We start from the raw sequence: 4,685 nt of genomic DNA on the forward strand, positions 1-4,685 counted from the left end.
CGCCGCTCAGGGCATCATCGGGGCTGGAGACAAGACCGACCATGGACCGCATCACCGGCGTGCAGCTGTTCGCGCGCATCGTCGAGACCGGCAGCTTCAGCAAGGCCTCGTCGGACCTGGGCATCACCCAGCCCACCGCCACCAAGCACGTCGCCGCGCTGGAGGCACGGCTGGGCGCGCGGCTGCTCAACCGCAACACGCGCGGCGTCAGTGCCACCGAGATCGGCGCGCTGTACTACGAGAAGTGCAAGGCCATCCAGCGCGAGCTCGACGAGGCCGACAGCCTGGCCGCGCTGCTGCAGAGCAAGGTGCGCGGTCAGCTGCGCATCAGCACCTCGGTGGCCTTCGGTCGGCGCGTGGTCACGCCGCTGGCGCTGAAGTTCATGCGCGAGCATCCCGACGTCACGCTCGACCTCAGCTTCGACGACCGCTATGTAAACCTCGTCGAACAGGGTGTGGACGTGGCGCTGCGCATGGGGCGCCTCGCCGATTCCGCGCTCGGCGCGCGCTACCTGGGTACCAACCCCTGGCTGACCGCGGCGGCACCCGAGTACCTCGCGCGCCGCGGCGCGCCACACACGCCGGCCGAACTGGCCCAGCACGACTGCCTGGTCTACAGCAGCGTGCAGGGTGACGACCGCTGGAGCTTCACCGGTGCGAGCGGCCAGGCGGTCTCCGTGCCGGTGAAGGGCACGCTGCGCTCCAACAACCTGTCCGCGGTGCTCGCCGCCTGCCGCGCCGGACTGGGACTGGCGGTGCTGCCGTGGTACGTGGCGCGCGAGTCGGTGGCCGACGGCGCCATCGTGCCGGTGCTGACGGACTTCGCCCTGCCCACGCAGGAACTGCATGCGGTATTCCCTTCGCCCAAGCTGGTGCCGGGCAAGGTCAGCACCTTCATCGACTTCCTCAAGCTGCATCTCGACGGCGAATGGTGGAAACGCGCTCCCGCAAGTTCATGAGATCCCTCCTCGCGGCCCTGCTCGGGCTGCTGCTCGCCCATCCCGCGCTCGCCGCTCCGCCGCAGGACACCCTCTCGCAGCGCGTGCTCGCCTGCACCGCCTGCCACGGCCCGGAGGGGCGCGCCGCGCCCGACGGCTACCACCCGCGCATCGCCGGCAAGCCGGCGCTGTACCTGTTCAACCAGCTGGTGAACTTCCGCGAGGGGCGGCGCCGCTACGGGCCGATGGTCTATCTCGTCGACCACCTCAGCGACGACTACCTGCGCGAGATCGCCGGGCACTTCGCCGAGATCGACCTGCCCTACCCTGCACCGGCGCCGGCTCGTGACGCCCCGGCGCTGCTGGCGCTGGGCGAAACGCTCGCGCTGAAGGGCGACGAGGCGCGCAAGTTGCCGGCCTGCGCCGCCTGCCACGGCCAGGCGCTGACCGGCGTGTCCCCGGCCATCCCGGGGCTGCTGGGCCTGCCGCGCGACTACCTCAAGGGCCAGCTCGGCGCCTGGGCGAACGGCCAGCGCCGCGCCCATGCGCCCGACTGCATGGCCGACATCTCCCGTGCATTGACGCCGCAGGACGTCAGCGCCGTGGCCGCCTGGCTGTCTACCCGGCCCGTGCCGGTGCCGGCGAAAGCGGCCGATGCCCTGCCCGCGCCGCTGCCGCAGGAGTGCGGCAGCGTGCCACGCTGAGGAGGGCCCGCGATGCTCGGCCGCTGGCTGGTCTTCCTCGTCGTGCTGCTCGGCGGCCTGGCCGCGGGTGTAGCCTGGCTCAACGTCGCCGGCGAAGTGCCCGTGCCGGCCGAGGCTTCGCCCTCGAACGGCACACCCGATCAGGTGGCCCGCGGCGAATACCTCGTGCGCGTGGGCAACTGCATGACCTGCCACAGCGCGCGCGGCGGCACGCCCTGGGCGGGCGGGCGCGGCATCGCCACGCCCTTCGGCACCGTCTATGCCGGCAACCTGACGCCCGACCCCGACACCGGGCTGGGCCGCTGGAGCGCCGCGCACTTCTGGCGGGCGATGCACCACGGCCGCTCCTACGACGGCCGGCTGCTCTACCCGGCCTTCCCCTACCCCGACATGTCGCGAGTGACGCGCGAGGACAGCGACGCGATCTATTTCTACCTGCGAACCCTGCCGCCGGTGCGCCAGCCCGCCACGCCGCATGCTCTGGACTTCCCCTACGGCACGCAGGCGGCCCTGGCGGTGTGGCGGGCGCTGTTCTTCCGCCCCGGCGGCTTCGAGCCGGACGCGTCGCGCAGCGCCGAATGGAACCGCGGCGCCTACCTGGTGCGCGGGCTCGGTCACTGCGCCGCCTGCCACGGTGGCCGCAACCCCTTCGGCGCCACGCCCGAGCGCGGCATGTCGCTCGATGGCGGCCTGATCCCGATGCGCAATTGGTATGCACCTGCACTCACCGCGGCCGATCAAGCCGGCGTGGGCGATTGGGACACGGCACACATCGTCGCCCTGCTGCGCGACGGCACGTCGCCGCGCGGCTCCGCGCTCGGGCCGATGGCCGACGTCGTCTACCGCAGCCTGCAGCACCTGCGCGAGGACGACCTGCGCGCCATCGCCGTCTTCCTGAAGTCGCTGCCACAGCAGCGCAGCGTGGCCAGCGGCCGCAAGGCGCCCGACCCGGCACAGGTCGAAACCGGAGCGAACCTGTACGAAACCCACTGCGCCGACTGCCATGGCCATGACGGCGAAGGCGCCCGCAACGCCGCGGGCGCCACGATGGTGCCGCCGCTGGCCGGCAACCGCACCGTCACGATGGAACCGCCGGCCAACCTGATCCGGGTGATCGTGCACGGCGGCTTCCTGCCGGCCACCCGCGGCAACCCGCGCCCGTTCGGCATGCCGCCCTACGGGTTGGTGCTCACTGACTCGGAGATCGCTGCGCTGGCGAGCTTCATGCGCACGAGCTGGGGCCACGCCGCCGGTGAGGTGAGGCCGCAGGAGGTGGCACGCTTCCGCGGCGGCACCGGCGAGTGAGCGCACGGGCGGACACCATTTCACACATCCCGGGGGTGGCCTGAAACGGATGGCGGCGAGTGCAAATGTTAGATTTGCACATAACTGAGGCGCCTGGAGTGCCTCTGCCCTCCACCTCTATCGGGAGCCGCCATGACGCTTCACACCCTCCTCAGGCCAGGCGCCTTTGCCGCCGCCTTTGCCGCCACCCTCCTCGCCGCCTGCGGCGGTGGCGGCTCGTCCTCCAACGACGGTTCAGGCACCCTGCGCGTGGCCTTGACCGACGCGCCGGCCTGCGGGTACGACGAGGTCAACGTGACGGTGCAGAAGGTGCGCGTGCACCGCAGCAGCACCGCCGGCGACGGCGACAGCGGCTGGTCGGAGGTGGTGCTGAACCCGGCCCGCAAGGTCAACCTGCTCGACCTGACCAACGGCGTGCTCGAGGAACTCGGCCAGACCGAACTGCCGGCCGGCACCTACACCCAGCTGCGCCTGCAGCTGGCCAGCAACGCCGGCGCCACGCCGCCGGCCAACTCGCTGGTGCTGACCGGCGGTGACGGCAGCGAGATCCCGCTGGACACACCGAGCGCGCAGCAGTCGGGCCTGAAGATGAACGTCAACCTGACCGTCCAGCCCAACGAACTGGCCGACGTGGTGCTGGACTTCGATGCCTGCAAGTCGGTGGTCAAGCGCGGCAATTCGGGCCGCTACAACCTCAAGCCGGTGGTCAGCGTGCTGCCGCGCGTGCGGCTGGACGGCCTGGTCGCCGAAGGCTACGTGGCGCCGGCGATCGCGCTGGGCACCACCAGCGTCTCGCTGCAGCAGGACGGCGTGCCGGTGCGCTCCACCGTGCCGGCCGCCGACGGCCGCTTCGTGCTGTACCCGGTGCCGGCCGGCAACTACGACCTGGTGGTCAGCGCCGAGGGCCGCGTGACCGCGGTGATGACCGGCGTGCCGATCAGCGAGGGCTCGCGCACCTTCGCGACGCCGGCCGGCACCACGATCGATCCGCCCGCCGGCACACCGCGCGCGGCCACCGGCGTGGTGAGCATCAGCGGCTCGACCACCGTGCCGCTGGCCACCGTGCGCGCCACGCAGGCGGTGAGCACCACACGGGTCGAGCGCACGTCGGCGCCGGCCGAAGCGGACACCGGCGGCTACGTCCTGCCCCTGGTGACCGGCTCACCGGTCTTCACGGCGTACAACCCCGCGGCGATCACGCTGGCCTTCACGGCCGACGACGGACAGGCCGGCAAGTTCCGCCTCGAAGCCGCCAGCGAGGGCAAGGCACCGGTGCAGGCCGAGATCGACGTCACCGCGGCCGACGTGGACACTGCGCTGGTGTTCGCGCCTTGACCCACTAAGCTCTGCCTGATTCCCGCTTCTGGAGCCCCGAATGATCAAGCGACTCATCACCAGCGGCCTGCTCGGCCTGACCGCGCTGCTGCCGGCCCATGCCGCGGACGTCGGCGTGTCCATCAGCATCGGCCAGCCCGGTTTCTACGGCCGCATCGACATCGGCAACTATCCGCAGCCGGTGCTGGTGTACCCGCAGCCGGTGATCATCCAGCCGGCGCCGGTGGCGGTGGTGCGGCAGCCCATCTACCTGCACGTGCCCCCGGGCCATGCCAAGGACTGGCGCCGCCACTGCGCGCGCTACGCCGCCTGCAACCAGCCGGTGTATTTCGTGCAGGACCGCTGGTACAACGAGGTCTACGTGCCGCAGTACCAGCAGCGCTACGCGCCGGTGCCGCCGCGC

Annotated in this window: 5 protein-coding genes; all 5 read left to right on the forward strand. The window is 71.7% G+C overall.

Annotated elements, in window-relative coordinates; all coding sequences use genetic code 11:
• Window positions 1–41 precede the first annotated feature (41 nt).
• Window positions 42–959, forward strand: a complete 918-nt coding sequence (locus tag AB7F93_RS13960; protein ID WP_428303518.1) for a LysR substrate-binding domain-containing protein — start codon at window positions 42–44, stop codon at window positions 957–959.
• Window positions 956–1,642, forward strand: coding sequence for a c-type cytochrome (locus tag AB7F93_RS13965; protein ID WP_428303519.1), 687 nt, complete (start codon window positions 956–958; stop codon window positions 1,640–1,642). The genes AB7F93_RS13960 and AB7F93_RS13965 overlap by 4 nt, the downstream gene beginning before the upstream one ends.
• A 12-nt stretch (window positions 1,643–1,654) precedes the next feature.
• Entirely contained in the window at window positions 1,655–2,947 is a 1,293-nt protein-coding gene (locus tag AB7F93_RS13970) for a c-type cytochrome (RefSeq protein WP_428303520.1), read from the forward strand.
• Window positions 2,948–3,079: 132 nt separating this feature from the next.
• Complete coding sequence (locus AB7F93_RS13975; RefSeq protein WP_428303521.1) at window positions 3,080–4,282, forward strand: DUF4382 domain-containing protein; 1,203 nt, start codon at window positions 3,080–3,082, stop codon at window positions 4,280–4,282.
• Between the two features lie 40 nt (window positions 4,283–4,322).
• The coding region (locus tag AB7F93_RS13980; protein ID WP_428303522.1) for a hypothetical protein at window positions 4,323–4,685 on the forward strand (363 nt) is incomplete at its 3' end.

The sequence above is a fragment of the Immundisolibacter sp. genome, assembly GCF_050250495.1.
Lineage (GTDB): Bacteria > Pseudomonadota > Gammaproteobacteria > Immundisolibacterales > Immundisolibacteraceae > Immundisolibacter.